The sequence below is a fragment of the Streptomyces sp. NPDC101225 genome (assembly GCF_044767585.1).
Taxonomy (GTDB): domain Bacteria; phylum Actinomycetota; class Actinomycetes; order Streptomycetales; family Streptomycetaceae; genus Streptomyces.
This window is the reverse complement of record NZ_JBIWOE010000016.1, coordinates 116629-141394: the sequence shown is the minus strand read 5'-3', so window position 1 is coordinate 141394 and position 24766 is coordinate 116629. Positions and strand designations below refer to the sequence as shown.

Genomic DNA, 24766 nt, shown 5'->3' with positions numbered 1-24766 from the left:
AGAAGGAGAGCGTGGGAGGAGTTCGAAGGACGGCTCCGGAGGGAACCTCCGAAGCGGACTTCGTCCAGCGTCGACACCCGTCGACCAGGCCGACAGGGGGAACCAGCCGATTCACCCGCGCGTGGATACGATCAGTAAGCAGTACCAGGTAAGGCAGCGCCCGCCAGGCGGGACGCAGGACGGCAGCGACATCGGAGGAGGTGCCTCATGGGAGTCCTGAAGAAGTTCGAGCAGCGTCTCGAAGGTCTGGTCAACGGCACCTTCGCCAAGGTGTTCAAGTCAGAGGTCCAGCCCGTGGAGATCGCCGGCGCGCTCCAGCGCGAGTGCGACAACAACGCGACGATCTGGAACCGCGACCGGACCGTGGTACCCAACGACTTCATCGTGGAGCTGAGCACGCCGGACTTCGAGCGGCTCAGCCCGTACTCCGGCCAGCTCGGCGACGAGCTCGCCGGCATGGTGCGCGACTACGCCAAGCAGCAGCGCTACACCTTCATGGGCCCCATCAAGGTCCACCTCGAGAAGGCGGACGACCTCGACACCGGCCTGTACCGGGTGCGCAGCCGCACGCTCGCCTCCACCACGAACCAGCAGGCGGGCGGGCCCGCCGCGCCGCCGGCGCCGGCCGCGGGCCGCCCCGGCGGAGGTTACGGCTATCCGCCGGCCGCGCCGCCCACGGGCGCCCCGCCCATGCCGGCCGCGCCGCCGCCCGGCGCGCGCCCCGGCGCCTACGGCTACCCGCAGCCCGCCGGCGGTCAGCGGCCCCCTGCCGCCCCCGCGGCCGGCGGCCGCACCCGCCACTGGGTCGAGATCAACGGCACCCGCCACCAGATCTCCCGCGCGACCCTGGTGCTGGGCCGCAGCACCGAGGCCGACGTGCGGATCGACGACCCCGGCGTCTCGCGCCGGCACTGTGAGATCCGGACCGGAACGCCCTCGACGATCCAGGATCTAGGGTCCACCAACGGCATCGTGGTGGACGGGCAGCACACCACCCGCGCTACGCTCCGCGACGGCTCGCGGATCGTCGTGGGCAGCACCACCATCATTTACCGGCAAGCCGAAGGGTGAAGCGGGGGCAATGTCAGAGCTGACCCTCACGGTCATGCGGCTGGGTTTCCTGGCCGTACTGTGGCTGTTCGTGATCGTGGCCGTGCAGGTCATCCGCAGCGACCTGTTCGGAACGCGCGTCACTCAGCGCGGGTCCCGGCGCGAGAGCGGACGGCCCCAGCAGGCCGCCCGGCAGCAGGCCGCGCCCCCGCAGCAGCGTCAGCAGGGCGGCGGCGGGCGCCAGCGCCGCAACGCCCCCACCAAGCTGGTCGTGTCCGAGGGCACCCTCACCGGCACGACCGTCGCGCTGCAGGGCCAGACCATCACCCTGGGGCGGGCGCACGACAGCACGATCGTGCTGGACGACGACTACGCATCCAGCCGCCATGCCAGGATCTACCCGGACCGCGACGGCAACTGGATCGTCGAGGACCTGGGTTCCACCAATGGCACATACCTCGACCGGAGCCGGCTGACGACCCCCACGCCGATTCCGCTGGGCGCGCCGATCCGCATCGGCAAGACAGTCATCGAGCTGCGGAAGTAGTACGACAATGAGCGAGCGGAGCGAGCACGCAGCGGCGGCCCCCACCAGGGGCCTCGGCGCGCTCCCGACCGGAGGGTGGGCACCGTGCGGATGTACCCGGAGCCGACGGGCGAGGTGCGCATGAGTCTGTCACTGCGCTTCGCCGCCGGATCGCACAAAGGCATGATCCGGGAGGGCAACGAGGACTCCGGATACGCCGGTCCGCGCCTGCTCGCGATCGCCGACGGCATGGGCGGCGCCGCGGCCGGCGAGGTCGCCTCCTCCGAGGCCATCTCCACCATCGTCGCGCTCGACGACGACGTGCCGGGCTCCGACATCCTCACCTCCCTCGGCACCGCCGTGCAGCGCGCCAACGACCAGCTGCGCGGAATGGTCGAGGAGGACCCGCAGCTGGAGGGCATGGGCACCACCCTCACCGCCCTGCTGTGGACCGGCCAGCGGCTCGGCCTCGTGCACGTCGGCGACTCGCGCGCGTACCTGCTGCGCGACGGCGTCCTCACCCAGATCACGCAGGACCACACCTGGGTGCAGCGCCTGGTCGACGAGGGCCGCATCACCGAGGAAGAGGCCACCACGCACCCCCAGCGCTCCCTGCTGATGCGGGCGCTGGGCAGCGGCGAGCACGTCGAGCCCGATCTGTCGATCCGTGAAGTCCGCGCCGGCGACCGCTACTTGATCTGCTCCGACGGCCTGTCCGGCGTGGTCTCGCACCAGACGCTCGAGGACACCCTCGCCAGCTACCAGGGACCGCAGGAGACCGTGCAGGAGCTGATCCAGCTCGCGCTGCGCGGCGGCGGCCCGGACAACATCACGGTCATCGTCGCCGACGTGCTGGACCTGGACACCTCCGACACCCTCGCCGGGCAGCTCTCGGACACCCCGGTCGTGGTCGGCGCGGTCGCCGAGAACCAGCACCAGCTGCACGACAACGGCATCATGCAGACCCCCGCGGGCCGCGCCTCCGGCCTCGGCCGCCAGCTGCCCGGGCAGGGCGGGGGCGGCGAGTTCGGCCCGCCCGGCTCCGGCGACACCACCGGCTACGTCCCGGCGGGCGGCTTCGACGACTACACCGACGAGGACTTCGTCAAGCCCCGCAAGGGCCGCAAGTGGGCGAAGAGATCCTTCTACATCGTCCTCGCGCTCGCCGTCATCGGCGGCGGCCTGTACGGCGGCTGGCGCTGGACGCAGACGCAGTACTACGTCGGCGCCAAGGACGAACACGTCGCGCTGTACCGGGGCATCAGCCAGGACCTGGCCTGGGTCTCGCTGTCGAAGGTGGAGAAGGACCACCCCGAGATCGAACTCAAGTACCTGCCGCCGTACCAGCAGAAGCAGGTCAAGAACACGATCGCCGAGGGCGGTCTGGCCGACGCCCGGTCGAAGATCGACGAGCTGGCCGTGCAGGCCTCCGCGTGCAAGAAGGAGTCCGAACGGCAGGCGGCCGAGAGCGAGAACAGCTCGAAGACCGGCACGGGCCAGGCGGGCGGCACCACGGGAACCACGAAGGCCTCCCTCACGTCCAAGGCATCACCGAGCCCCTCGACCTCACCGACCCCGTCCACGTCAGCGACCGCTCCCACCCCCAGCCCCGGCCCCAGCCTCTCGGAGGATGAGCAGAAGGTCGTCTCGCTGTGCGGTAAGCAGTAGGCAAGCCGTGAGAGGCCCCGTCACACGATGAGCAGTACTACCAACACATCGACGCATCACACGTCCACGATCGGCGCGATCGGCGCACCGAGCCGGCGCAACACGGAGCTCGCGCTCCTGGTGTTCGCGGTGGTCATCCCCGTGTTCGCCTACGCCAACGTGGGCCTGGCCATCGACGACAAGGTGCCGGCCGGGCTGCTGAGCTACGGGCTCGGGCTCGGTCTGCTCGCCGCCGTCGGCCACCTCGCCGTACGGAAGTTCGCGCCGTACGCCGACCCGATGCTGCTGCCGCTGGCCACCCTGCTCAACGGCCTCGGCCTGGTGGTGATCTGGCGTCTGGACCAGTCGAAGCTGCTGCAGTCGCTGCCCAACTACTTCCAGGCCGCGCCCCGCCAGCTGCTCTACACCGCGCTGGGCATCGGCCTGTTCGTGGTCGTGCTGATCTTCCTGAAGGACCACCGCGTCCTGCAGCGCTACACGTACATCTCGATGTTCGGCGCTCTGCTGCTGCTCGTCCTGCCCCTGGTGCCCGGCCTCGGCGCCAACATCTACGGCGCCAAGATCTGGATCCGCGTCCCGGGTTTCGGCTCCCTGCAGCCCGGTGAGTTCGCGAAGATCGCCCTGGCGATCTTCTTCGCCGGCTACCTGATGGTGAAGCGCGACGCGCTCGCCCTCGCCAGCCGCCGCTTCATGGGCCTGTACCTGCCGCGCGGCCGCGACCTCGGACCGATCCTGGTCGTCTGGCTGATGTCGATCCTCATCCTGGTCTTCGAGACCGACCTCGGTACCTCGCTGCTGTTCTTCGGAATGTTCGTCATCATGCTGTACGTCGCCACCGAGCGGACCAGCTGGATCGTCTTCGGTCTGCTGATGTCCGCGGCGGGCGCCGTCGGTGTGGCGAGCTTCGAACCGCACGTGCAGCAGCGTGTCCAGGCCTGGCTGGACCCGATGAAGGAGTACACGCTCAGCCAGCAGGGCGTCATCGGCCACTCCGAGCAGTCCATGCAGGCGCTGTGGGCCTTCGGCTCCGGCGGCACCCTCGGCACCGGCCTCGGCCAGGGCCACTCGGACCTGATCCGGTTCGCCGCCAACTCCGACTTCATCCTCGCCACCTTCGGCGAGGAGCTGGGCCTGGCCGGCATCATGGCGATCCTGCTGATCTACGGCCTGATCGTGGAACGCGGCGTACGCACCGCCCTCGCCGCGCGCGACCCGTTCGGCAAGCTGCTCGCCGTCGGCCTGTCCGGCGCCTTCGCGCTCCAGGTCTTCGTCGTGGCCGGCGGTGTGATGGGACTCATCCCGCTCACCGGTATGACCATGCCGTTCATGGCCTACGGCGGTTCGTCGGTCCTCGCCAACTGGGCGCTGATCGGCATCCTCATCCGCATCAGCGACACCGCCCGCCGCCCGGCGCCCGCGCCCGCCGGCAACCCCGACGCCGAGATGACCCAGGTGGTCCGCCCGTCATGAACAAGCCCCTGCGCCGGATCGCGCTCTTCTGCGGCCTGCTGGTCCTCACGCTGCTGCTGCGCGACAACTGGCTCCAGTACCTCAAGGCCGACAGCCTCAAGGACGACCCGAAGAACCGCCGCGTCACCATCGCCCGCTACTCCACGCCGCGCGGCGACATCATCGTCGACGGCGACCCGGTCACCGGCTCCACCAAGACCAGCAAGAGCGGCCTGAACGACCTCGAGTACAAGCGCACCTACAAGAACGGCCCGATGTGGGCGCCGGTCACCGGGTACGCCTCGCAGGCCTTCGGCGCCAACCAGCTGGAGTCCATCGAGGACGGCATCCTCACCGGCACCGACGACCGGCTCTTCTTCCGCAACACCCTCGACATGATCACGGGCAAGCAGAAGCAGGGCGGCAACGTCGTCACCACGCTCAACGCGGCCGCGCAGAAGGCCGCGTACGACGGGCTGAAGCAGCAGGGCGGCAAGGGCGCGGTCGCCGCGATCGACCCGTCGACGGGCAAGATCCTGGCCCTGGCCTCCTACCCGTCGTACGACCCCTCGTCCTTCGCCGGCAACTCGACGAACACGGACGCCAAGGCCTGGCAGAAGCTGCAGAAGAAGGCCAACCCGGCCGACCCGATGCTCAACCGGGCGCTGCGCGAGACCTACCCGCCCGGCTCGACCTTCAAGGTGGTCACGGCCGCGGCCGCGCTGGAGAACGGCCTCTACAACTCCGCCGACGAGAAGACCGACTCGCCGCTGCCCTACATCATGAAGGGCACCACGACCGAGCTGAAGAACGAGGGCAACATCCCCTGCAAGAACGCGACCATGCGGGTCGCACTGCAGTACTCGTGCAACACCGTCTTCGGCAAGATCGGATCCGACCTCGGCAACGACAAGATGCTCGCCGAGGCCAAGAAGTTCGGCTTCGACGAGGAGCAGTTCACGCCGGTGCGCTCCGCCGCCTCGGTCTTCTCCGACAACATGAACTCCTCGCAGACCGCGCTGTCCTCGATCGGCCAGTACAACACCGCCGCGACCCCGCTGCAGATGGCCATGGTCGCCTCCGCGGTCGCCAACGACGGCAAGCTGATGAAGCCGTACATGGTCGACAAGCTCCAGTCGTCGAACCTCGACACCATCGCGCAGACCGACCCGCAGGAGCTGAGCCAGCCCCTGTCGTCGAAGAACGCGCAGATCCTGCAGTCGATGATGGAGACGGTCGTCCAGAAGGGCACGGGTACGCACGCGCAGATCAACGGCGTGACCGTCGGCGGCAAGACCGGTACCGCGCAGCACGGCGTCGCCAACAGCAAGAACCCGTACGCCTGGTTCATCTCCTACGCCAAGCTCCCCGACGGCAGTTCGCCGGTGGCCGTGGCCACGGTCATCGAGGACGACAACGCCAACCGTGACGACATCTCCGGCGGCGGTCTCGCGGCGCCCATCGCCAAGAGCGTGATGGAGGCGGTCATCAACTCCAAGAAGTGACCCCGCTCACGTCCCCTTCACATCGGTGCACGTTGCGATACCGGTCCTGTATCGGGTGACGGGCTTGGCCAGGTCACACAATGCGATCCGGGTACGGTAGGCCCGGACGGCAGCCTCCGGCCGCACACGAGTGACGGCCGGGACCGACGGAGAGGGCTGGTAGGTAGCTATGGAAGAGCCGCGTCGCCTCGGCGGCCGGTACGAGCTGGGCCCAGTGCTCGGCCGTGGTGGCATGGCGGAGGTTTACCACGCTCATGACACCCGGCTCGGGCGCCAGGTGGCGGTGAAGACGCTGCGCGCGGACCTCGCACGCGACCCGTCCTTCCAGGCCCGGTTCCGCCGGGAGGCCCAGTCGGCCGCCTCGCTCAACCATCCCGCGATCGTCGCGGTCTACGACACGGGCGAGGACTACATCGACGGGGTGTCGATCCCGTACATCGTGATGGAGTACGTGGACGGCTCCACGCTCCGCGAGCTCCTGCACTCCGGCCGCAAGCTCCTACCCGAGCGGGCGATGGAGATGACCGTCGGCATCCTCCAGGGCCTGGAGTACGCCCACCGCAACGGCATCGTCCACCGCGACATCAAGCCGGCCAACGTCATGCTCACGCGCAACGGCCAGGTCAAGGTCATGGACTTCGGCATCGCCCGCGCCATGGGCGACTCCGGCATGACGATGACGCAGACCGCGGCGGTCATCGGCACCGCGCAGTACCTCTCGCCCGAGCAGGCCAAGGGCGAGCAGGTCGACGCCCGCTCCGACCTGTACTCCACGGGCTGTCTGCTCTACGAACTGCTCACCGTGCGGCCCCCGTTCGTCGGGGACTCCCCGGTGGCGGTGGCGTACCAGCACGTGCGGGAGGAGGCCCAGGCACCGTCGGTCTTCGATCCCGAGATCACGCCCGAGATGGACGCGATCGTACTGAAGGCCCTGGTCAAGGACCCCAACTACCGCTACCAGTCCGCCGACGAGATGCGCGCCGACATCGAGGCCTGCCTCGACGGCCAGCCCGTCGCGGCCACCGCGGCGATGGGCTCGGTCGGCTACGGCGGCTACGGCGACGACCAGCCGACCACGGCCCTGCGCTCCGCCGACGGCGGCGCCACGTCGATGCTGCCGCCGATGAACCCGGACGACGGCGGTTACGGCTACGACGAACGCCCGGACCGCCGCCGCCAGAAGAAGTCCAACACCTCGACGATCCTGCTGATCCTGGCGGGCATCCTGGTGCTGGTGGGCGCGATCCTGATCGGCAAGTGGGCGTTCAGCGGCAACGGCGGTGTCGGCAACGACACGGTGGCCGTCCCGAACCTGGTCAGCCAGAGCGAGGCGGACGCCAAGCAACTGCTGACCAACAGCGACCTGAAGGTCGGCACCATCAAGCGGCAGCCGTGCGAAGACCAGTCGAAGGGCAACGTCTGCTCGCAGGACCCGGCGAAGAACTCCGACGTCAAGAAGGGGTCGGCCGTCGACTTCGTGGTGTCGACGGGTGCGCCGAAGGTGGCGGTGCCGAGTGTCCTCGGCAAGAGCCTCGACGAGGCGAAGCAGATCCTCGAGGCCGACAAGTACAAGTTCAACGTCGAGACGAAGACGCAGGAGTCCTCGGAGGAGCCGAACACCGTCCTGGCCCAGAACCCCGATCTCGGCAAGGAAGTCCAGAAGGGCTCCACGATCACCCTCACCATCGCCAAGGCCGCCGAGAAGTCGGTCGTCCCCGACGTCTCCGGCAAGAGCTGCGACGAGGCCAAGGCACAGATGACGGCCAACAACCTGACCGGCAACTGCACCGAGGTCGAGACCCAGGACCCCAACCTCGTCGGCAAGGTCGTCAGCACGGACCCGCAGGCGGGCACCCAGGTCAAGAAGAACTCCTCGGTCAACATCCAGATCGGCAAGGCCCAGCAGAACCAGCAGACCCAGGTTCCGGCCATCCAGGGCCAGAAGCTCAAGGACGTGAAGAACGCCCTCCAGCAGGCGAATCTGCAGGTGGGCAACATCCAGGGTTCCCAGGACGACAACGCCATCGTGGTCAACTCGAACCCGTCCCCCGGCAGCACGGTCGACCAGGGCACCTCGGTCAACCTGGTCACCATCGGGGGCAACAACAACGGCGGGAACAACGGCGGCACCAACTTCTTCGGCGGTACCGGCTAGTTCCTCCCCCGGCAGTCACGCCGAGAGCCCCGGCCCCCTGTTCGCAGGGGACCGGGGCTCACGGCGTCGGAGTTCCTAGCGCAGTTCCTTCGGCGGTGTCCGCCTGCTGTCGACCTTGTCGACGCGGACCAGCTCGCCCCAGACGATGTAGCGGTAGCGGCTCGTGTAGACCGGCGTGCACGTCGTCAGCGTGATGTAGTGGCCGGCCTTGGTCTTCCCCGACTCCTTCGGGACCTGCGCGAGGACCTTGACGTTGTACTTCGACGTCTCCGCGAGGATGTCGTAGACCTTGTAGACGTACCACTTGTCGCGCGTCTCGAAGACGATCGGGTCGCCCTTCTTGAGCTTGTCGATGTTGTGGAACTTCGCTCCGTGGCCGTCGCGGTGGGCGGCGAGGGTGAAGTTGCCCTTCTTGCCGGTCATCGGCAGGGCGGCCTTGACGGGGTCGGTGTAGTACCCGGCGACGCCGTCGTTGAGGACGTCCGTCGAGGTGCCCTTCTCGACCAGGACCTCGCCGTTCTTCATGGCGGGGACGTGCAGGAAGCCGACGCCGTTCTTCGTGTCCAGCGCGCCGGGTCCGGTGTCCTGGTGGCTCCAGGTGTCACGGACCCGGTCGGCCTGCCGGTCCGCCTTGCGGTCGGCGATCACGTTCGTCCACCACAGGGAGTAGACGACGAACAGGCCCAGGATCAGGCCCGCCGTGATGAGGAGTTCACCGAAGACGCTCACCGCCGTCGCGACGGGTCCCGCTCGCCGGCGCCCTGCCGGTGGTGCCACCGGCACGTCGGTGTCCTCATGAGTGCCGTCGGTGGTCGCTGCCACGTTCATCCGCCCCTACTCGACGAGCGCATCCGGCTTGCCCTTGCTGCGCGGCCGTTCCTCGACCATCTTGCCCCAGACGATCAACCGGTACTTGCTGGTGAACTCCGGGGTGCAGGTCGTCAGCGTGATGTACCGCCCCGGCTCGGTGAATCCCGACTGCGGCGGCACGGGCGAGATCACGCTCGTGTTGCTCGGCGACGTCACCGGCAGCGTCGACGTCATCTTGTAGACGTAGTACTTGTCCTGCGTCTCGACGACGACCTCGTCGCCCTTCTTCAGCCGGTTGATGTACCGGAACGGTTCGCCGTGGGTGTTGCGGTGGCCCGCGAGCGCGAAGTTGCCGGTCTTGGCGGAGGGCATCGCCGTCTTCAGCCTGCCCTCGCTGTAGTGGCCGACCATGCCCTTGTCGAGCACCTTCTTGTTGCTGACGCCCTCGGCGATCGGTACGACCACGTCCAGCTCGGGGATGTGGAGGATCGCGAAGCCCTGCCCCGGCGCGAACGTGCCCGGCGCGCGCTTGCCGCTGGCCCAGTCGTTCTGCAGGCTGCTGGCCTCCTTGTCCGCCGCCGCGTGCGCCCGGACGTTCGTCCACCACAGCTGGTAGCTGACGAACAGCAGCATCAGCACGCCGGTGGTGATGAACAGCTCGCCGATCGCCCGGCTCGCCACGACCGCCGGGCCGGGTCTGCGGGCGCGGGCCTGCCGTCGCGCCTCGACGCGCGACAGCGGCGCCGACGAGGTGTCACCGGCACCCGAAGGCCCGGCCGAACTCCCCGCGGAGGCCCCGGCCGAAGCCGCGGCACCCGCCGCATGACCTCCACGACGCCCGTGACGGCGCTTGGCGGCCTTTCTGCGGGCCGCACGGCCGCCCGTGGCGGTTCCTGTGGCGGATGAGGTTGTTGAGGCGGCAGAGGACGCTATGGACCCGCTGGGCGGCGGCTCCGGTATCCGCAGCGCGACCGTCTCCTCGTCGACGGGTGGCAGATACGCGGTCTCGTCGGCCGACGGCTCGTACGCCTGCTGCCCGACAGACCACTCCTCGAACGCGCCGGACGCCTCGTACGGCTCCTGCCCGTACGAGGCGCCGGACTCGCGCTCGGGGCGCAGCGCGGTCACGCCGTGGCCCTGCCCACCACCGGGGCGAGCCCCGCCGACCTCGCCACCGCGTCCTGGTGACCGCACTCCACCAGCCAGTTGGCCAGCATCCGGTGGCCGTGCTCGGTCAGCACCGACTCGGGGTGGAACTGCACGCCTTCGACCGGGAGTTCACGGTGTCTGAGGCCCATGACGATCCCGTCGTGGGTGCGGGCCGTGACCTCCAGCTCGGCCGGCACGGTCCCCGGCTCGGCGGCGAGGGAGTGGTAGCGGGTCGCGGTGAACGGTGTCGGCAGGCCGGCGAAGACACCCTTGCCTCCGTGCTCGACCAGCGAGGTCTTGCCGTGCAGCAGCTCCGGCGCGCGGTCCACCACACCGCCGTACGCCACCTGCATCGACTGCATGCCCAGGCACACGCCGAAGACCGGTACCCCGGTCGCCGCGCAGTGCCGCACCATCTCGATGCAGACGCCCGCCTCCTCCGGCTTGCCCGGCCCCGGGGACAGCAGCACCCCGTCGAAGCCGTCCTGGGCGTGCGCCGTCGACACCTCGTCGTTGCGCACCACCTCGCACTCGGCACCCAGCTGGTACAGGTACTGGACGAGGTTGAAGACGAAGCTGTCGTAGTTGTCGACGACGAGAATCCGTGCGCTCACTGGTTGTCCACCGTCACATCGTTGAAGGGCAGCAGCGGCTCGGCCCACGGGAAGACGTACTGGAAGAGGACGTAGACAATCAGCAGGACCAGCGCGAGGGAGATCAGCGCCTTCAACCACGCGTTCCCCGGCAGATGCCGCCAGATCCAGCCGTACATGCCGTCCCTTCCGTTCCGTCACGGCACCAGATGCCCGCCGTACCCGCACCAGACTAACGGCGCAGAGCCGCTGGTTTCCCGGCCTCCACAGGCTGTGTGGAATCCAGATGCGCCCACACGATCAGGCGATGGCTGTGTCCCCACTCCGGATCGCACGTGGTCAGCGTGAGATAGCGGCCCTCGCGCGTATACCCCGACTTACGTGGCACAGGGTCGATCACCTCAACGTCCGTGGGCACCGTTTTGTAGGGGCCTTTGTCGATCCGATACGTGAACCAGGTCGTCCCGTCGGTCAGCACGACCGCGTCACCGGGCCGCAGCCTGGGGAAGTCCACGAACGGATCGCCGTACGTGCGCCGGTGCCCGGCGACCGCGAAGTTGCCCTCCTGGCCGAGCTGGGCGGTGTTCGCGTAGTGCCCGAGCCCCTTCTTCAGGGTGCTCACCTCGGTGTTCTCCAGCACGGGCTTGTTCCACGTGAAACCGAGCCGCGGGATGTACATGATCGCGAAGGGCTTTCCCGCGACGTACGGCGCCGGCTTCGGGGGGCTCGCCGGGCTGCCCGCCGCGGCCGTCGCCGTGGGGTGGGCGGTCTGCCTGGACCACTGGTTGTGCAGGACGTCGATCTGGTGGTTCATCGCGCCGTTCGCGCTCACACCGGTCCAGAACAGGACGTAGACGACGAACAGGACGATCAGCGTGCCCACGGTGATGCACAGTTCGCTGACGGTCCTGATGACGAGACGCACCGGCAGCTCCCGAGACGATCCGGTTCACTCCACGGGCTGGGCGTAGTGCAGATCCACTGTGCCCGAGTAGCCGGGCAGAGTCACCGTCCCGTCCTGAGTGACTTTCCAGCCGAGGCCGTAGACATTCACGTAGACCATGTAGTTCTGGATCGCCTTGGACGCCGAGAGCGCCTTGTTCAGTTTGCCGGGGTCCCCGACCGCCGTGATCTTGTACGGCGGCGAGTAGACGCGGCCCTGGAGGATCAGGGTGTTGCCCACGCAGCGCACGGCGCTGGTGGAGATCAGCCGCTGGTCCATCACCTTGATGCCCTTGGCCCCGCCCTGCCACAGCGCGTTCACCACGGCCTGCAGGTCCTGCTGGTGGATGACCAGGTAGTCGGGCTGCGGGTCGGGGTAGCCGGGGAGCTTGGCGGTGGCGTCCGGCGGAGCGTCGTTGAGCGTGACGGTGATCGCCGTGCCCTTCACCTTCTGCGTGCCCGCTCCCTTCTCCAGGCCCGCGAGCTTCTCGTCCTGCGCCGTGCCGCTGCCGCCGTCACGCCGGGCGAAGGACTCCACCTCGTGGCGCAGGCGGGCGTTGGAGTCGTCCAGTCCGCCGTTCTTGCGGCTGCGCTCCTGGATGAGGTCGGAAAGCTTCAGCAAGGACGTGTCCGTGCGGATGTTGGTGCCCTTGGCCGTGTTGAAGCTGGTGAAGAAGATGAGCCCGGCGAGGGCGAAGACGGCCACCGTGAGCACACGGACGGGCCGGAAACCCCGCTTGCGGTCAGGGCTGGATCCGGCCTGGGGGGAGTCGGCAGAATTGCTCAACGTACCCTTATCTCCTTCGGCGCCGCGGAAGCACTACGCTAACGGACGCCCGGGGGAGTCAAAGAGTCCCCTTGTACGCTGCCCCGGAGCCAGCCACAGTTCCCTGCGCGGCCACGCAGCGCATCGACAGGAGAGACCCTCGTGCCGAAGTCACGTATCCGCAAGAAGGCCGATTACACGCCGCCGCCGGCGAAGCAGACGGCCAGCATCAAGCTGAACAGCCGTGCCTGGGTCGCGCCCGTGATGCTGGCCATGTTCCTCATCGGGCTCGCCTGGATCGTCGTCTTCTACGTGAGCGACGGCTCCCTGCCCATCGACCAGCTGGACAACTGGAACATCGTGGTGGGCTTCGGCTTCATCGCCGCCGGATTCGGCGTCTCCACGCAGTGGAAGTAGCGGCCGAAGCCGGGGCCACGACCCGGTGAACACAGCTCTGCCCAGGGCTATCCGCAGAGTTATCCACAGCCTCCGGAAGAATCCACAGAGCCCCTGGGGATAAAGAACGACGATCTGTGGATAACCCATCGGGCGTTGACGCTGGTACGACCATCACAAGGCTCTTCGCAAGCATGTTCGCCCCCTGCCTGACCTGCGTAAACACGGTCAGTGACAGGGGGCACAGCTGTTCCCGCACGCTATGCACAAGATTCGCCACCCGCTGTGGACAACCAGGCACATCAGGTGAGCTGGGACGTCCTGACCAGGGTCATGACCACGGCGACGACCAGGACGAGCGCACAGGTGCCGTACTGCACGAGGGTGCGATGCTTGCGCGGGGCGTGCACCATCGCGTACCCGGTGATCACGCCGGCGACCAGGCCGCCGATGTGCGCCTGCCAGGCGATGTTGCTCCAGCTGAACGTGAAGATCAGGTTGATCACCAGGAGCGCGATGACCGGCCGCATGTCGTAGCGGAGGCGGCGCATGAGCACCGCGGTGGCGCCGAAGAGGCCGAAGATCGCACCGGACGCGCCGAGAGAGGGCTGGTTGGGGGCGGCGATCAGATAGGTGAGCGCGCTGCCGGCCAGTCCGGAGACGAAGTAGAGGGTCACGTAGCGGGCGCGGCCGAGCGCGGCTTCCAGGGGACCGCCGATCCACCACAGGCTGAGCATGTTGAACAGGATGTGGATGTAGCTGCCGTGCAGGAACATCGCGGTCAGCATCCGGTAGTACTGGCCGTGCGCGATGCCCTCGATGTCGCCGAGGAGGGGCACGTAGGCCTGGCCGATCAGCTCGAACCGGTTGGTGAAGCGGTCCCCGACGGACCTCTGGACGAGGAACGCGGCCAGGTTGATACCGATCAGCACCTTGGTGACCAGCCGCGGATCGGCGGCCACGCTGCCCCCGGCGAGGGTGCGGGGGCGCGACGCCGCCGGGGAGTGGCCGGTGCCGGAGTCGCCGCGGGCGCACTCGGGGCACTGGAAGCCCACGGAGGCGTCGATCATGCACTCCGGACAGATCGGCCGCTCGCACCGGGTGCAGCGGACGCCGGTCTCGCGATCGGGATGGCGGTAGCAGCCGGGCAGGCTCTGGGCATGCTGGGGTCCCTGATCCTCCGGGCCCTGCGGGCTGCCTGGCGCCTGGTCCATGAGTTCCCCTACGTCGTCGTTGGTGCGCCGTGCAGAAATGCACCGCCCCGCCCATCTTTACGGATGAGCGGGGCGTTTGGTTCCTGCCCTGCGGCGAGTCAGCTCTGGCGGGTCTCCACGACCACCGACTCGATGACGACGTCGTTGAGCGGGCGGTCGGTGCGCGGGTTGGACTGCGCGGCGGCGATCGCGTCCACGACCTTCTGGCTGGCGGGGTCGGTGACCTCGCCGAAGATCGTGTGCTTGCGGTTCAGCCACGTCGTGGGGGAGACCGTGATGAAGAACTGCGAGCCGTTGGTGCCCGGGCCGGCGTTGGCCATGGCGAGCAGGTAGGGCTTGTTGAAGGAGAGGTCGGGGTGGAACTCGTCCTCGAACTGGTACCCGGGGCCGCCGGTGCCGTTGCCCAGCGGGTCACCGCCCTGGATCATGAATCCGCTGATCACCCGGTGGAAGACCGTGCCGTCGTACAGCTTGTCCGTGGACTTCTGGCCCGTCGACGGGTTGGTCCACTCCCGCCCGCCCGTGGCGAGCTCGACGAAGTTGCGGACCGTCTTGGGCGCGTGGTTCGGCAGAAGCCGGACTTCGATGTCGCCACTGCTGGTCTTCAGGGTGGCGTAGAGCTGCTCGGCCACGGTGTGCCTTCCGTTGTCTTGCTGTAACGCCCCGATCCTCGCACGGCCCACGTCACTCGTGGCCTGACGGCCGTCTACAGATACGGATATGGGGAAGCCGGTTGCAGTAAAAACAGCCGAGTCCGTCCGGGCCGGGAGCGCTCGGCGGCGATCCGTGGCATTGTCGACGACAAGCGCCTGTTGCCCCGTATTCATCCTCTATTGGACTCGCTCGGCTCTTGATCAGCTTTTGATCGTCTCCCGGTCGCAGTCGGTCGGAGTCGGTTTGCATGACCCGGATGCCCGCCCTCACATGCCCCGGGGTCTGTTCGAAGGCATGATCCGTAAAAGGGTGGAAAGTCGAAATACCGTACGCCACCGAGGAGGAGGAACCCGTGACCCGCATCGACAGCGTGCGCGCCGCGACCGGTTCGGCGAAGGACAGCGTGCTGCACGCCGCGGAAGTGGTGGCGCCCTACGCCGACACGGCCAAGGACAGGGCCGCGCACTACGCACACGAGGCACGCGTACGGCTCGCGCCGAAGGTGTCGCAGGCCGCCGACCAGGCCCGCGTCCAGTACGACGCCCATGTCGCGCCACGCCTTGAGCAGGCCATGACCCATGTGCCGCCGAAGGTCGACCAGGCCGCCCATGAGGCCGCGGTCCGCACCCGGCTGGCCGCCCGGCAGGCCGCCGACTATTCCCGGCCCAGGATCGAGCAGGCGGTCGCCGCCGCCGGTCCCATCAAGGACGAGGCCACCGCACGCGGTGCCGCCGCGCTGGTCGCACTGCGCGGCCAGGTGTCGTCCAAGGAGATCCGGAAGCTGGTCCGCCGGCACGAGCGGCGCGAGAAGGCCGGCCGTGCGGTGAAGTTCCTGCTGATGGTCGGCGCAGTCGCCGGCGGCGCCTTCGCCGCCTGGAAGTGGTGGGACAAGCAGGCCAACCCGGACTGGCTGGTCGAGCCGCCCGCGGCGACGGAGGTTCCGGAGTCGAGCCGGCTGACCTCGGTGGACGGCAGCGGCAAGTCGGTGCTGGACCCCGAGGTGCAGGCCAAGGAGGCCGAGGAGGAGGCTGCGAAGCACGACGACGGCCGGTGATCTTCCGCGTGCCGAACTTCCCCGTGGGACGGGAGACTTGAGAGTCTCCCGTCCCACGGCTGTGTTTCACGTGAAACATGGGTGTCCGGTCACACCGTGTCGCTCGTCGAGGGCGGCCGCGGCGGGAGGACGCCTCGGTACCACGCTGCCGCCTCGGCCAGCCGGACACGGTGCCCCGGCCCGGTCGCGCAGTCGAGCCGGGACCACAGCGTGGAGCGGTACCAGCGGTCCTCGGCGAGCAGACCGGCTTGGTGCGCACTGACCTTCCCGGGCGCATCGCGCAGCCGCGCCAGGTAGGAGTCGAGGGCGAGCACCTCGGTGGGGACCGGCAGACCGACCGTGTCACCGAGCAGCGAGACGAACTCACGCAGGGTCGGTGCGTGCGGGTGGGCGGCGTGATGGACGCTGCGGGACGGGACACGTTCGGGTACCCGCGCAAGGACGGCCAGCAGCCGCCCCAGATCGTCGACCGCCACCAGCGACAGCCGGGCCGTGCCGTCCCCGGGCAACGCCGGTACACGCCGCAGGAGTTCGGCGACGGAGGGGACCACCCACCTGTCCCCGGCGCCGTAGACGAGCGGAGCTCGGAGCACCGTGCCGCCGGCGGCCAGGACGGCCCGCTCGGCCTCAAGCCGGCTGCGACTGGTGGGAGAGACGGGCAGCGGGGTGTGCTCGTGTTCGGTGAGATCACGGTGCGGACCGGCGCCGTAGACGGCGGTGGTGCTGACCAGGACGGTCCGCCGGACCCCGGCGTCCTCCGCCTCGGCCAGCAGCGCGTGGGTGCCGTCGACGTTGACCGCCCGGCACCGCGCCTCGTCACCGCCGATGTACGAGGCGCAGTGGAGCACGGTACGGATGCCGCGGCAGGCCCCTCGCAGGGAGGCCGGGTTCGTGAGGTCGCCGGTCGTGTACTCGACGCCGGGCACCGCCTCGGACACCTCGGGCACCCGTCTGACCAGTGCCTTCACCGTGCGGGACCGCTGCTGTGGGGCGGTGAGGGCCCGCAGGGCGGAGGAGCCGATGAACCCCGTACCGCCGACGACGAGAACGGTCTCGGGCTCGGCCGACGGTGCGGGCCCACCGGACCCGAAACAGACCACCTGGTCTCTTCTCACCGCAAAACTATGACACAGGCTCCGTGTCTCAGCTCACCGGCGGATCAGACGCGCTGTCAGGGAGGGCACATAGCCCCGCGCTGACCTTGAGGAACGACTATCGAAAACAGACCGTCTGGTCGGGTAGAGTTGGCGCAAAACTACGGGCCGGAGGGAAAGAAATGGCCAAGCAGGCTCGCGCGCTGCAGACACGGCGCTCGATCGTGGAAGCCGCAGCGAGCGTGTTCGCCGAGTACGGCTACGAACGTGCGGCCACCTCGGAGATCCTGCGCCGGGCGAACGTCACCAAGGGCGCGATGTACTTCCACTTCCCCTCCAAGGAGTCGCTCGCCCAGGCGATCATGGACGAGCAGACCGGCCTGGTGACCGTGGAGCCGCAGCTCTCCCCCCTGCAGTCGATCATCGACATCACGCACCAGTTCGCCCATCGCCTGCGGCACGACGCCATCGCCCGGGCCGGCACACGGCTGTCCATCGAGGGCGTCTTCTTCAACGGCACGCACCCGTGGGGCGACTGGTTCGACCTCACCACCCGGCTGCTGGCCGAAGGACAGGAGCAGGGCGAGGTGCTGCCTCAGGTCGTCCCCCGGGAGACCGGGGAGTTCATCGTCGCCACCTTCACCGGGGTCCAACTGGTGTCCGAGGCCATCAACCGGCGGGCCGATCTGCGCGGACGCGTCGCCGTGATGTGGCGTCACATCCTGCCGTCCGTCGCCCACCCCGCCATGATCACCCGGCTGCGCCCGGAGGGTGTCACGGACCCGGCGGCCGTGACCGCGACCGCATTGGACGACGTCCGGAACGAGGCCGAGACCGCGGAGGGCGCCGAAGCGGGGGTCGGGGCCGGCACGGGCTGAGTCGGTCCCGCGGACCGCGATCGTGCCGCACCGCGCGGGCGGATCCGGCCACGCAAAGGCCCCTCCCCCTGTGTTTCCGCAGGTGGAGGGGCTTTTCGCGGTGGAGCCTAGGGGAGTCGAACCCCTGACATCTGCCATGCAAAGACAGCGCTCTACCAACTGAGCTAAGGCCCCGGAATGGGAGCATCCCCCCGGAAAAACCGCGTACCGGCGGGCGCCGCAGACCAGAGTACCGGGTCACCCCCGGGATCTCGCAAAAAGATTGGGGGTCCCGGTGAACCACCACGCTTCGTAAGATGCTCGGCGTGGTTCGCTACAGCGAACCACAGTACTTGGGGAAGCGATGGGGAGACGCAATGGACGCCGCACAGCAGGAAGCCACCGCAAGAGCGCGGGAACTGCAGCGGAACTGGTACGGGGAGCCGCTGGGGGCGCTCTTCCGTAAGCTCATAGAAGACCTCGGTCTCAATCAGGCCCGTCTTGCGGGGGTACTGGGCCTGTCCGCGCCGATGCTGTCGCAGCTGATGAGCGGCCAGCGGGCGAAGATCGGCAACCCGGCCGTCGTACAGCGGGTGCAGCTGCTGCAGGACCTGGCCGGGCAGGTCGCGGACGGCAGCGTGAGCGCGGCCGAGGCCACCGAGCGCATGGAAGAGATCAAGAAGTCGCAGGGGGGATCGGTGCTCAGCAACACCACGACCACGACCAGCAGTTCGGGCGCACCCACGGTCAAGCGGGTGGTCCGCGAGATCCAGTCGCTGCTGCGCTCGGTGGCCGCCGCGGGCGACATCATCGACGCCGCGGACACCCTCGCCCCGAGCCACCCCGAGCTGGCAGAGTTCCTCCGGGTGTATGGAGCCGGCCGCACCTCGGACGCGGTCACGCACTACCAGGCGCACCAGAGCTGAGCCCCCGGGGCCCGGTCGCCGAGGGGGGTTCGGCAGCCGGGCCGACGGCGGAGCGGGGTGCCGGGGTCCGTCTCACTCATCGCACTCGTCGGGAAACGACGCGAGGGGGCACACGGGGGAGTCGTATCGCTCGTCGAGGGGCAAGCAAGGGGGTAGCCGCAGGGGGAGGAGCGACGCACAGCCATGGGTGAGGTCTTCGCCGGCCGGTACGAACTGGTCGACCCGATCGGACGCGGAGGGGTCGGCGCCGTCTGGCGCGCCTGGGACCACCGCCGCCGCCGCTATGTGGCCGCCAAGGTCCTCCAGCAGAGCGACGCGCACTCCCTGCTGCGCTTCGTGCGCGAACAGGCCCTGCGGATCGATCACCCGCATGTGCTCGCCCCCGCCAGCTGGGCCGCCGACGACGACAAGGTCCTGTTCACCATGGACCTCGTCGCCGGCGGCTCCCTGGTCCATCTGATCGGGGACTACGGCCCCCTGCCCCCGGGCTACGTCTGCGTCCTGCTCGACCAGCTCCTGTCCGGGCTGTCCGCGGTGCACGGGGAAGGCGTCGTGCACCGCGACATCAAACCCGCCAACGTGCTCCTGGAGGCGACCGGAACGGGCCGGCCGCGACTGCGGCTGTCCGACTTCGGAATCGCCATGCGACTGGGTGAGCCGCGCCTGACGGAGACCAACCTCGTCGTCGGCACGCCGGGCTATCTCGCGCCCGAGCAGATGATGGGCTCGGAACCGGACTTCCCCGCCGACCTGTTCGCCGTCGGACTGGTCGCGCTGTATCTGCTGGAGGGCGCCAAGCCGGACGCCAAGGCACTCGTGCAGTACTTCGCCGCGCACGGGACGCCGAACGCCCCCAAGGGCATCCCCGAGCCCCTGTGGGAGGTCGTGGCCACGCTGCTCCAGCCCGACCCGCAGGCCCGCTTCCGTACGGCCACGGGGGCGCGCAAGGCGCTCGCCGCGGCGGCCGAACTCCTGCCGGATCCCGGTCCCGACGACGAGTTGATCGAGATCTTCGACCAAGTCGGGCCGCTGCCGCCCGGGTTCGGTCCCGCCGGTCCTCTCAAACCCGCTCCGGGCGCCGCGACCAGGAGAGAGCCGGACACCTCCGGCACCGGCACCGGCGGGGGAACCGGCTCCAGCGGCGACGGCACAAATGAGCCCCGTTCGTGGTCCGTTGGGACGGGCGGGTCCTCCGTGCCGTCCTCGTCGGACACGGGCGCCGCGTCGCCCACAGGCGGTGCCTCTCCGCGCGGCCCGCGCGACCCGCGCGACCCGCGTCAGGACACCGGGCCCTCCGGGCCCGAGTCCGGTCCGCCCGTCCCCGCCGACCCCGCCGGGCCACGTGTCCCCACCGGTCTCACCGGGCCGCCCTCCATGTCGGACACCGGCAGCTTCCATCTGCCGCCCCCGGAGGCGACCGGTTCCTCCGCCCGAACTCCCGCGCCGCAGAAGCCGGCCCCGCCCCACGCACAGGCGCAGCAGACACAGCTCCGTCAGGACAGCCACCAGCAGCCCGCCTACGTCTCCCCCCACGACCCCACGCATGTGCTGCCCTCCCCTCCGTCGCGCGCACCGCTGTATGCCGCCGAGCCCCTGAATCCGGCGCCGCATCTGCGTGCCGATGCCTCTACTGCTTCGTACACCGCCCAGGTCCCTCAGGTTCCCTCTCCAGGCCAGGAGATTTCGCAGGAACCCACACGCCGCACCCACCGTGCCCGCCCCGCACGCCGCCCCGGCCCGCCGCCCAAGGTGGCGATCCCACTCCTGCTGCTCGCCCTGGCCTGCTACGCCGTGGGGTTCTGGGCACTGACCCGGATCTGAACCGGTCGCCGGTCCCTGGGCGGGGCATGAGCCGGTCACCGCTCACCGGCCGGGCGTGAGCCGGTCACCGGCCGGGCGTGAGCCGGTCGCCGGCCGGACGCTCAGCCCTTCGCGTCCGGACCCTTCGCCGGCATCGACCCACGCCTGCTCAGGCCTCGTCCGCCTGTTCTGTCCCCCGAGCCTCGTCGGGCCCCGGCGACCCCGCTCTGGAGCTCGCGCCTCTTGAAGGCCCGCCAGCTGTAACCCCCGTGCCTCCAGGCCCCGCCCGCCGGGGACGCCGCGCCAACTCAAGCCCTGGCAGCCCGGCGCCGTGCCACGACCGTCCACGCCCCGAGCACGACCAGCACCACCGTGCCCGCGCCGATCCCGGCGGCGGCGACCGCCGTCATCGCGGCGTTCCCGCCCCCGGCTCCCCCCGCCGCCGCGTCGTGCCGGTCCTCCTCCGTGACCTGGAAGACGTTCCGCGGCACGGACTGCCCCGTGTACCCGGGACCGTCCTGCGCCGCACCCCGGAGCCGTACGCGCAGCGTCAGCCCGAACGGCCCGTCGCCGAAGGCGTCGGCCACCCCCTTGGAGAGGTGCAGCACCAGGTAGTACGAGCCGGCGAACCGCATCCCGCTCAGCTGGTCGCCGACGGCGTAGCGGTTGGCGTACTCGACGGGCGGCACCGGTGCGAGGGAGACCGACTGCTGCCGGCCGTCGTAGCCGACGGTCGTGTCCTCGACGTGGGCGCGCACGGGGTTGTAGAGCGCCAGTGCCAGCGCCTCGACCGCATAGCCCCGGCCGCCACCGCTCGTCGTGCCGAGTTCGGCGGTGGCGGACAGCTGGCGGCCCCAGTCGACCGGGACCTTGTAGAAGAGCGTCTGCCCGGGCGAGATGTCGGCACGCCAGACGCCCTGGCCCACGGCGGTCGCCCGGGAGTACCCCGCGCCGCCCTGGCTGGTCCTGGGCGCTCCGGAGACGGGCGTGGGCGAGGCGGAGTCCCACACCTTGGGCGCACTGGTCGAACCGGCCTTGTCCACCGGCGGCTCGGCAACGGCCGTGAGTTCGAGATCCCAGGCGCCGGGTGCGGAGTCCGCCATGCCGACGCGCTCGACGACCACGTAGTACGCACCCGCGCCCTTGCACACCGGGCTGGCCGGGGAAACCGTACGGGCGCCCCAGGCCGTGACAGGGTGCGGGCTCTTGGCGGCGCCGAAGCTCGCGCTCTGGTACGAGCAGGAATTGCTGTCGGTGTTCTGCACCGACACCCTGATGCCGTCGGTCACGGAGAGCTTGGCGCCCTTGCCGGGGACGGCCGTGGCGGAGACGTAGGTGTTCGAGTCGGCGTCGAGGTCGAGGCTGTAGTAGACCTTCGCGCCCTTCGCCAGGGAGCTGCGGTACGTCCTGCCGACCTGGAGGCGGGGCGCGTCCGTCGTCCCGCTCGCCCCGGTGACGTGCTGGGCGCCCTCCGCGAAGGCGTAGGAGGCGTCCGAGCGCGCGGAGGCGCCGGGGGCTCCGGCGGCAGGGGCCGCCTCGGCGGGCCAGGACGCGGGTACCGCCGCCGTATACAGCACGGCCGCCGCGGCCGCCACGCGCACGCGTGCGGACGGACGCCCGCGCCAAGCCCCCGCGCGCCACCGCGCCGTACCCCGCCCCATCACGCGCCCCCTCCTCGTCCCCCGGCCCCATCCGGACCGCGATGGCCGGGTGTCAGCCGGACCGTGGCCCATCCTGCCCCGGCCGGAGGCGCCTCATCCGCGCAACACAAAACCCCGACCGCAAGACGGCCGGGGTCTGCTCAGATTCCGTTGTCGGTACTCACGAACCCGTGGGCACGGAGTCAGTCGCCTCCGTCCACAGATCCTGCTCGGCGCGATCCGCCTGGATCTGGCGGTACACGAGGAGCCCGCCGATGGCGGCCAGTGCGACCAGGAGAAGCTTCTTCACCGCGCGACCTCGTCTTTCCTTGACGTAGGGGACCTCTGGCGCCCGACTATACACACCGGCCGATACCGATCGGTGACCTGCGTGGGCCCCCCAACTCCCGTCCGGGACAACGCCGTAGAAGGGGAGCCCACCGCTCCGATCTGACGGTGATCACACCCTCACGCGCGGTGATTTTGCACCTGATTCTTATCTTTTCTTGCTGTTTACGCCCATCCGAGTGGTGTTCATCCGAACTTCGACACGGCGCGGGCGTCGGTCCCACACTTCGCGGCCCACATACACATCATGAGGAAAGTACGCAAATCGCCCAGACCCGAAAGTGAGGGGCCATGGCCCAGAACCAGGTCATGAAGCTGTGGACCGCCATCGTCACCGTCTTCCTCGCGCTGTGCACGGCGCTCGGACTCATCACGACGACCGCCGCCGCGGCAGTACCGCAGACCGAGCCGACCGGCAACAGCGCCACTCCCACGGCGACGCCGACGGTGCCCCCATGGTCCTGGTCCAGCGCCGGCGCCCTGCCCCCCACGATGAAACAGCGCATTCACGCCGAGGCCCACGGAAAGGCCCCCAGCTGCCGGCTCCGTCCACAGGTGGACACGGACGAGTGCGTGGGAACCGTGAGCATGGAGATCGACCTGCCGACGGACGCATTCGTCACCGTCCCCAAGCAAGGCACTCCGCTTCAACTCTGAGCCGGCCCCGCATCTCCGACCCAGCGGCGAGTTTGCGTACTCATCCGTCTCAGCAAGACCCCCGACCGGGAGCCGGTCGGGGGTCTTCCGCTGTCACCACCGGGCCGCGGGCGCGCGGACCCTGGCGGGCCGATCACGACGTGAACCTCTGGCCTCCGGCCTCATCCTTGCCGGGTCGGCCGTGAGGCACCGTCGGCGTCGGTCACCCCGTCCTGGGCGAGGACGCGGCGCACGCCCGAGCGGTGACCGATCACAAGACCGGCGAGGAAGGACCAGACCACCAGGAGCATGACGCCTTCTATCCGCGCGTTCCCGTTTCCCTCGATCACGCCCTTGAGGACTGCCGCGGACAGCAGCGCGGCTCCCCCGAGCCCCACCCAGAGCCGCGGTGTGCGCCAAGGCCTCGTGCCGTCCGGCATGGTTCCCCTCCCCCTCGAGGGCGCGCACTTCACCGGGCAGTCGGCGTTCACGCCCATGACGTCGAAGACCCCCGGTCCGAGGGGACCGGGGGTCTTCCGTCCGGTGGGGCTAACAGGATTTGAACCTGTGGCCTCATCCTTATCAGGGATGCGCTCTAACCAACTGAGCTATAGCCCCGCCGCGCTCTGCGGTGTATGTCCCGCGCGCTGACCCCTGAAGATTAGCGCACGACGTGCGCAGTCCCAAAATCGGTTGTCCCCGGGCGGGCGGAGGAGGTTTGAAGCGGCTGTCGGAGTGAAGGTCACTCGTCCTCGGCGAGGGTCAGTTCGACACCGCCGACGAAGCCCGCGGAGAGGTTGTAGATGAACGCGCCGAGGGTCGCCAGGGCCGTCGCGAGGACGACGTCGATGACCGCGATGATCGACGTGAACATCAGGACATGCGGAAGCGACAGGAAGGACTGCAGGTCGAAGCCGTTCGACTCGTTGGAGCCGGTCGCCTCGGAGATCGTGCCGCCGACCGTCGAGAAGACGCCCATCGCGTCCATCACCATCCACAGCACGGCGGACGCGACGATCGTGCAGATGCCCAGCGCGATGGAGAGCAGGAAGCTCACCTTCATCACCGACCACGGGTCGGCCTTCGCCACACGCAGGCGTGCCTTGCGGATACGGGGCGTGGTGCGCGCCCCGGTGCGCGGCCGCCGTACGGCGCCGGCCGGGCCCGGAGCCTGCTGGTTCTGGTAGGCCTGCGGCGGGTGGTAGGGCCCGGCGGGCTGCTGCGGCTGCCGGTCCCCGGGGAGCGGAGAGGCCGCCTGCGGTGCTGCGGGCTGGGCGCCCGGCGCGGCCGGGCCCGCTCCGGCCTCGTACTGCTGGGTCTGCGGACCTCGGGAGTCCGTCACAGTTCCCCCCTGGGATCCATGGGTGCCGGGCGAGGAGGAGTTCTCCGCGTCGGCGTCGATCTTGCGCAGCTGGGTGGTGTGCGGATCCGCCGCACGCGCGGCGGAGCCACGGCCGCCGCCGTCCGCATCCGTACCAGTGGAGGTACCGGCAGATCCGGCGCCCGTGGCTCCGCTCACGATGACTCTCTCCTC

25 protein-coding genes and 2 tRNA genes are annotated in these 24766 nt (G+C 69.5%); 12 read left to right on the top strand and 15 right to left on the bottom strand.

Annotated elements, in window-relative coordinates:
- Nucleotides 1-207: 207 nt before the first annotated feature.
- The 6 genes from ACIRPX_RS23055 to pknB all read left to right on the top strand — a co-directional run bounded on the left by ACIRPX_RS23055 (nt 208) and on the right by pknB (nt 8353).
- Nucleotides 208-1071: an FhaA domain-containing protein gene (locus ACIRPX_RS23055; RefSeq protein WP_404197583.1), complete on the top strand. Its 864-nt coding sequence runs from the start codon at nt 208-210 to the stop codon at nt 1069-1071.
- A 10-nt stretch (nt 1072-1081) separates the two neighbouring features.
- Nucleotides 1082-1597: an FHA domain-containing protein gene (locus ACIRPX_RS23050; protein WP_384256089.1), complete on the top strand. Its 516-nt coding sequence runs from the start codon at nt 1082-1084 to the stop codon at nt 1595-1597.
- Nucleotides 1598-1687: 90 nt separating this feature from the next.
- Nucleotides 1688-3244 (top strand): Stp1/IreP family PP2C-type Ser/Thr phosphatase, encoded by a 1557-nt coding sequence (locus ACIRPX_RS23045; protein WP_404197713.1) that lies wholly within the window; start codon nt 1688-1690, stop codon nt 3242-3244.
- Nucleotides 3245-3271: 27 nt separating this feature from the next.
- Entirely contained in the window at nt 3272-4714 is a 1443-nt protein-coding gene (locus tag ACIRPX_RS23040; protein WP_404197580.1) for an FtsW/RodA/SpoVE family cell cycle protein, read from the top strand.
- A complete protein-coding gene (locus tag ACIRPX_RS23035) occupies nt 4711-6198 on the top strand; it encodes a peptidoglycan D,D-transpeptidase FtsI family protein (RefSeq protein WP_404197577.1) in 1488 nt (495 codons plus the stop codon). Before ACIRPX_RS23040 ends, ACIRPX_RS23035 begins: the two co-directional genes overlap by 4 nt.
- Nucleotides 6199-6367: 169 nt before the next feature.
- Nucleotides 6368-8353 carry a Stk1 family PASTA domain-containing Ser/Thr kinase gene (gene pknB / locus ACIRPX_RS23030; protein ID WP_404197575.1) on the top strand — a complete coding sequence of 662 codons (1986 nt, stop codon included), beginning with the start codon at nt 6368-6370 and terminating at the stop codon, nt 8351-8353.
- Nucleotides 8354-8428: 75 nt separating this feature from the next.
- Here the strand turns inward: pknB and ACIRPX_RS23025 are convergent, their stop codons facing one another.
- Genes ACIRPX_RS23025 through ACIRPX_RS23000 form a run of 6 tightly spaced genes read right to left on the bottom strand, consistent with a single transcriptional unit; the run spans nt 8429 to nt 12634 of the window.
- On the bottom strand, nt 8429-9181 hold the full coding sequence (locus tag ACIRPX_RS23025; protein ID WP_404197572.1) for a class E sortase: 753 nt from the start codon (nt 9179-9181) through the stop codon (nt 8429-8431).
- A 6-nt stretch (nt 9182-9187) separates the two neighbouring features.
- Complete coding sequence (locus tag ACIRPX_RS23020) at nt 9188-10291, bottom strand: class E sortase (RefSeq protein WP_404197569.1); 1104 nt, start codon at nt 10289-10291, stop codon at nt 9188-9190.
- Complete coding sequence (locus ACIRPX_RS23015) at nt 10288-10926, bottom strand: aminodeoxychorismate/anthranilate synthase component II (RefSeq protein ID WP_404197566.1); 639 nt, start codon at nt 10924-10926, stop codon at nt 10288-10290. The genes ACIRPX_RS23020 and ACIRPX_RS23015 overlap by 4 nt, the downstream gene beginning before the upstream one ends.
- Complete coding sequence (locus tag ACIRPX_RS23010; protein ID WP_384256072.1) at nt 10923-11084, bottom strand: hypothetical protein; 162 nt, start codon at nt 11082-11084, stop codon at nt 10923-10925. Before ACIRPX_RS23010 ends, ACIRPX_RS23015 begins: the two co-directional genes overlap by 4 nt.
- Before the next feature lie 53 nt (nt 11085-11137).
- Entirely contained in the window at nt 11138-11830 is a 693-nt protein-coding gene (locus tag ACIRPX_RS23005; protein WP_404197563.1) for a class E sortase, read from the bottom strand.
- Between the two features lie 24 nt (nt 11831-11854).
- Nucleotides 11855-12634, bottom strand: a complete 780-nt coding sequence (locus ACIRPX_RS23000) for a DUF881 domain-containing protein (RefSeq protein WP_404197560.1) — start codon at nt 12632-12634, stop codon at nt 11855-11857.
- 141 nt (nt 12635-12775) lie between these two features.
- Here ACIRPX_RS23000 and crgA point away from each other — a divergent pair, with 141 nt between their 5' ends.
- Nucleotides 12776-13030 (top strand): cell division protein CrgA, encoded by a 255-nt coding sequence (gene crgA / locus ACIRPX_RS22995; protein WP_404197557.1) that lies wholly within the window; start codon nt 12776-12778, stop codon nt 13028-13030.
- 281 nt (nt 13031-13311) lie between these two features.
- Here crgA and ACIRPX_RS22990 read toward each other — a convergent pair whose 3' ends face one another.
- Nucleotides 13312-14223: a rhomboid family intramembrane serine protease gene (locus tag ACIRPX_RS22990; RefSeq protein ID WP_404197554.1), complete on the bottom strand. Its 912-nt coding sequence runs from the start codon at nt 14221-14223 to the stop codon at nt 13312-13314.
- 98 nt (nt 14224-14321) lie between these two features.
- The gene (locus tag ACIRPX_RS22985; RefSeq protein WP_404197551.1) at nt 14322-14855 is read right to left on the bottom strand and encodes a peptidylprolyl isomerase; all 534 of its coding nucleotides are present in this window, start codon (nt 14853-14855) and stop codon (nt 14322-14324) included.
- Between the two features lie 374 nt (nt 14856-15229).
- Here ACIRPX_RS22985 and ACIRPX_RS22980 point away from each other — a divergent pair, with 374 nt between their 5' ends.
- Nucleotides 15230-15931, top strand: coding sequence for a DUF5324 family protein (locus tag ACIRPX_RS22980; RefSeq protein WP_404197549.1), 702 nt, complete (start codon nt 15230-15232; stop codon nt 15929-15931).
- A gap of 89 nt (nt 15932-16020) precedes the next feature.
- Here ACIRPX_RS22980 and ACIRPX_RS22975 read toward each other — a convergent pair whose 3' ends face one another.
- Nucleotides 16021-17046, bottom strand: a complete 1026-nt coding sequence (locus tag ACIRPX_RS22975) for an NAD-dependent epimerase/dehydratase family protein (RefSeq protein WP_404197546.1) — start codon at nt 17044-17046, stop codon at nt 16021-16023.
- Between the two features lie 161 nt (nt 17047-17207).
- Here ACIRPX_RS22975 and ACIRPX_RS22970 point away from each other — a divergent pair, with 161 nt between their 5' ends.
- Nucleotides 17208-17903 carry a ScbR family autoregulator-binding transcription factor gene (locus tag ACIRPX_RS22970; protein WP_404197544.1) on the top strand — a complete coding sequence of 232 codons (696 nt, stop codon included), beginning with the start codon at nt 17208-17210 and terminating at the stop codon, nt 17901-17903.
- A gap of 101 nt (nt 17904-18004) precedes the next feature.
- Here ACIRPX_RS22970 and ACIRPX_RS22965 read toward each other — a convergent pair.
- Nucleotides 18005-18077 (bottom strand) — tRNA-Ala (locus tag ACIRPX_RS22965).
- A gap of 182 nt (nt 18078-18259) precedes the next feature.
- Here ACIRPX_RS22965 and ACIRPX_RS22960 point away from each other — a divergent pair.
- Both ACIRPX_RS22960 and ACIRPX_RS22955 read left to right on the top strand, forming a co-directional pair.
- Nucleotides 18260-18808 (top strand): helix-turn-helix domain-containing protein, encoded by a 549-nt coding sequence (locus tag ACIRPX_RS22960; RefSeq protein WP_384269150.1) that lies wholly within the window; start codon nt 18260-18262, stop codon nt 18806-18808.
- A 183-nt stretch (nt 18809-18991) separates the two neighbouring features.
- Nucleotides 18992-20629: a protein kinase gene (locus ACIRPX_RS22955; protein WP_404197541.1), complete on the top strand. Its 1638-nt coding sequence runs from the start codon at nt 18992-18994 to the stop codon at nt 20627-20629.
- 287 nt (nt 20630-20916) lie between these two features.
- On the opposite strand, the gene ACIRPX_RS22950 is transcribed toward ACIRPX_RS22955, so the two are convergent.
- The gene (locus ACIRPX_RS22950) at nt 20917-22209 is read right to left on the bottom strand and encodes a hypothetical protein (RefSeq protein WP_404197538.1); all 1293 of its coding nucleotides are present in this window, start codon (nt 22207-22209) and stop codon (nt 20917-20919) included.
- 220 nt (nt 22210-22429) lie between these two features.
- Nucleotides 22430-22558, bottom strand: a complete 129-nt coding sequence (locus ACIRPX_RS22945; protein ID WP_003999697.1) for a DLW-39 family protein — start codon at nt 22556-22558, stop codon at nt 22430-22432.
- Between the two features lie 329 nt (nt 22559-22887).
- Between ACIRPX_RS22945 and ACIRPX_RS22940 the strand changes: the two genes are divergently transcribed.
- Nucleotides 22888-23253: a DUF6344 domain-containing protein gene (locus ACIRPX_RS22940; protein ID WP_404197535.1), complete on the top strand. Its 366-nt coding sequence runs from the start codon at nt 22888-22890 to the stop codon at nt 23251-23253.
- Nucleotides 23254-23414: 161 nt separating this feature from the next.
- Here the strand turns inward: ACIRPX_RS22940 and ACIRPX_RS22935 are convergent, their stop codons facing one another.
- From ACIRPX_RS22935 to ACIRPX_RS22925, 3 genes are all read right to left on the bottom strand, one after another.
- Complete coding sequence (locus ACIRPX_RS22935) at nt 23415-23672, bottom strand: hypothetical protein (RefSeq protein WP_404197532.1); 258 nt, start codon at nt 23670-23672, stop codon at nt 23415-23417.
- 104 nt (nt 23673-23776) lie between these two features.
- Nucleotides 23777-23850, bottom strand: a tRNA-Ile gene (locus ACIRPX_RS22930).
- A 124-nt stretch (nt 23851-23974) separates the two neighbouring features.
- Nucleotides 23975-24751: a DUF3566 domain-containing protein gene (locus tag ACIRPX_RS22925; RefSeq protein ID WP_404197529.1), complete on the bottom strand. Its 777-nt coding sequence runs from the start codon at nt 24749-24751 to the stop codon at nt 23975-23977.
- Nucleotides 24752-24766 lie beyond the last annotated feature (15 nt).

Bases quoted from the DNA above. Each gene is read 5' to 3' on its own strand.
- pknB (WP_404197575.1), top strand. From the start codon at position 6,368: ATGGAAGAGCCGCGTCGCCTCGGCGGCCGGTACGAGCTGGGCCCAGTG.
- ACIRPX_RS23045 (WP_404197713.1), top strand. From the start codon at position 1,688: ATGTACCCGGAGCCGACGGGCGAGGTGCGCATGAGTCTGTCACTGCGC.
- ACIRPX_RS23055 (WP_404197583.1), top strand. From the start codon at position 208: ATGGGAGTCCTGAAGAAGTTCGAGCAGCGTCTCGAAGGTCTGGTCAAC.
- ACIRPX_RS22935 (WP_404197532.1), bottom strand. From the start codon at position 23,672: ATGCCGGACGGCACGAGGCCTTGGCGCACACCGCGGCTCTGGGTGGGG.
- ACIRPX_RS23035 (WP_404197577.1), top strand. From the start codon at position 4,711: ATGAACAAGCCCCTGCGCCGGATCGCGCTCTTCTGCGGCCTGCTGGTC.
- ACIRPX_RS22990 (WP_404197554.1), bottom strand. From the start codon at position 14,223: ATGGACCAGGCGCCAGGCAGCCCGCAGGGCCCGGAGGATCAGGGACCC.
- ACIRPX_RS22960 (WP_384269150.1), top strand. From the start codon at position 18,260: ATGGACGCCGCACAGCAGGAAGCCACCGCAAGAGCGCGGGAACTGCAG.
- ACIRPX_RS22955 (WP_404197541.1), top strand. From the start codon at position 18,992: ATGGGTGAGGTCTTCGCCGGCCGGTACGAACTGGTCGACCCGATCGGA.
- ACIRPX_RS22940 (WP_404197535.1), top strand. From the start codon at position 22,888: ATGGCCCAGAACCAGGTCATGAAGCTGTGGACCGCCATCGTCACCGTC.
- ACIRPX_RS23010 (WP_384256072.1), bottom strand. From the start codon at position 11,084: ATGTACGGCTGGATCTGGCGGCATCTGCCGGGGAACGCGTGGTTGAAG.
- ACIRPX_RS23025 (WP_404197572.1), bottom strand. From the start codon at position 9,181: ATGAACGTGGCAGCGACCACCGACGGCACTCATGAGGACACCGACGTG.
- ACIRPX_RS23050 (WP_384256089.1), top strand. From the start codon at position 1,082: ATGTCAGAGCTGACCCTCACGGTCATGCGGCTGGGTTTCCTGGCCGTA.
- ACIRPX_RS23040 (WP_404197580.1), top strand. From the start codon at position 3,272: ATGAGCAGTACTACCAACACATCGACGCATCACACGTCCACGATCGGC.
- ACIRPX_RS22970 (WP_404197544.1), top strand. From the start codon at position 17,208: ATGGCCAAGCAGGCTCGCGCGCTGCAGACACGGCGCTCGATCGTGGAA.